A 2,445-nucleotide genomic window follows, 5' to 3' on the forward strand; every position below is an offset into this window, starting at 1 on the left:
ACCCTCAAGGGCCTCACGCCCTTTGAATACATCTGCAAAATCTGGACAAAAGAGCCCGAACGATTCAGGCTCGATCCAACCCATCAAACCTTGGGACTAAACAGATAGGGCACTCCCTGCAGAGGGAGCAATGTCTGCCATGTCCCGGGGGCGGCATCCTCGGCCTTCGCGGCGAAGGCAGCCATCGCCATCGCGGCCACCGTCGCCAGCCGAACCAGCCCGCGCCGCCACCTTGCAGCATTGTCTGAACGGTGTCCCCAAACCACGCCCGGCAAACCCCTCAATGCAATCCATAATAGTTGCGGCGACGGTGCTTGCAATAGCTTTGAACCAACCGTGCAATACTTGTGCCGCGCAACGCCGGAAACAAAAAGGCAGCCCCAAAGACCGCCCTCTCCTGGTCGATCCGGCTGACACCGGCTCGACTATTTCTCGATGGTGATGACGACGCCGGCACGACGGTGCGGCCGCCTTCACGGAAGGCGAAGCAAGGCTTCTCTTCCATGACGATAGGCGCGATCAGCCATTGGACGACGGCACCACGCGGCAATTCTCAGGTTTCGGCGCCGATCTGCAGATGCTGGAACCCGTCAGCGCATCCACCGACTGGCGCCCGGTCGTCAGGCCAACCTTCAGCATCATGTCGGGTTCGAGCTGGCGCTCGACCGAACTGCCCTGGAGCGCCCTGAACAAAGCGGGGCTGATCGCCATCTCGTCGAGGTAGGACTTGACCGCCTGCTTCTGCCCCATCAGATAGAGGCTGAGCCGCGCCTGGGTACCGACAAGCCGCCTGGCGCCACCCGCCAGCATGAGCGCGCAGGCCGAATCGCAGTCGCCGTCGCCATCGACGCTCAGTCCGGCATAGGCGCCTTCCCTGGCCAGGCAATTCCACTCTGCCGGGTCGCAGCCGACGAAATCGGTGCGGGCAACGGCAACGTCGAGCTTCTTTTCATGGATGATCCGGCCCGCCGCCAGGGCGCCGGAGAGGTCGCCGCCTCGCGAGCTGATCACCACCGGCAGCCGCCGGTTGCCAAGCGTGGCGAGCAATTGGCTGAGTTTCTGCGGCGTCTGGGGCGTAATCGCGCCTTGCGCTGCAATCCATTCCGGGCAGTCGGGATTGCAGAGCGGGTTGCTGCCGCGAACCACGACAAAGCGCATGCCGTCATCGTGCGGCGCGCTCTCCGGCTTCACCGGCAGCGGCGCAGCCTTTGCCACGTCCGGCAGGCCGCCGGCTGGCTTGTTCGCCGGTATTTCCCGGCAATTCGGAGCCGGAAGGTTCAGCCTGCACAGGCTTGCGCTGGTCAGCAAATCTGCAGCGTCGTCGCTGGTGACCAGCTTCATTGTCAGCATGTCGCTGAGGTCGATCTGCTGGATGTCGCTGGCCGGCGTGCTCTTCATCGTCTCGATGATGCTGAGGTCGACACCCATCTCCTTGAAATAGGCGGACAGCTTGCGCTCCACCCCCTTGCTCATCTCGTAGGTCTTGTAGCTGCCGGTGTTCTTGCGGCTGACGACCTTCTTGCTGATGACCCGCTTCTTGCCTTTCACGATCCGGTAGCGGACCTGATATTGCACGTTCATCTGCACGATCGTGGTCGTGATCTGGTGGACGCCGAGATAGGCCAGCGGCCCGACCAGGCGCCTGGTGCCGCCGGCCAGCATCATTGGACAAGCGGATGCGCAATAGCTGCCGAGCACATAGGGGCTGCCGATATAGTGCGCGCCTCTGGCGTCGTTCTCCTTGCAGTTTTTCACCCCTGGCTCGCAGCCGACGAACCAGGTCCTTCCGACCGCGATGTCGAGCTTGTTCTTGCGTATCATCCGGCCCATGGCGATGGCCGCATCGACATCGCCGCCGGGAGAGTTGATGACGATCGGCAATTTGCGGCCGCCGAGCGTTTTCAGGGCAGCCTTGAGCAGCGCCGGCGACTTGGCCGATATCGCACCCTCGGCCGATATCCATTCCGGACAGGTCGGCTCACAGCCCGCCGCGTCGCTGCGCACGACGACGAACCGCATCGGCGGATCCGGATCCGGCTCTGAATTTTTTGTCTCGGCCGCGAAGGCGGCAGTGCCCACGGCAAACATCGACACCAGGCAGATCAACCCCAGTGCCCACCATGACCGACTATGCAAACGGTGCTGTGGAACCATCCGGCCAAGCCCTCAATGCAATCTATACTGTAGAGGCTCACAGACTTGCAACAGAGATTGGGACCCCAAAACAGGCACATCTGGCCAACGAAAAAGGGCGGCCCGAGGGCCGCCCCTATCCGTTTCAATCCGGCGATGCCGGGCTCGATTACTCTTTGATGGTGACGACGATGCCGGCACCGACGGTGCGGCCGCCTTCACGGATGGCGAAGCGCAGCTTCTCTTCCATGGCGATCGGCACGATCAGCTCGACATCGACCGTGATGTTGTCGCCGGGCATAACCATTTCCG

Annotated in this window: 2 protein-coding genes and 1 pseudogene; 1 reads left to right on the plus strand and 2 read right to left on the minus strand. The window is 62.5% G+C overall.

Going from position 1 to position 2,445, the window contains the following annotated elements:
- Positions 1 to 108 (plus strand): annotated as a pseudogene (locus NKH38_RS33150) (IS481 family transposase); the annotation flags it as partial.
- Positions 109 to 519: 411 nt separating this feature from the next.
- Here the strand turns inward: NKH38_RS33150 and NKH38_RS33155 are convergent.
- On the minus strand, positions 520 to 2,154 hold the full coding sequence (locus NKH38_RS33155; protein ID WP_352765731.1) for a COG3904 family protein: 1,635 nt from the start codon (positions 2,152 to 2,154) through the stop codon (positions 520 to 522).
- Between the two features lie 148 nt (positions 2,155 to 2,302).
- A partial coding sequence (locus NKH38_RS33160; protein WP_023796561.1) for an EF-Tu C-terminal domain-related protein occupies positions 2,303 to 2,445 on the minus strand: 143 nt, incomplete at its 5' end.

It is taken from the genome of Mesorhizobium sp. M1078 (assembly GCF_040318615.1).
In the GTDB taxonomy this organism is placed as follows: Bacteria; Pseudomonadota; Alphaproteobacteria; order Rhizobiales; family Rhizobiaceae; genus Mesorhizobium.

Bases quoted from the DNA above. Each gene is read 5' to 3' on its own strand.
- NKH38_RS33155 (WP_352765731.1), bottom strand. From the start codon at position 2,154: ATGGTTCCACAGCACCGTTTGCATAGTCGGTCATGGTGGGCACTGGGG.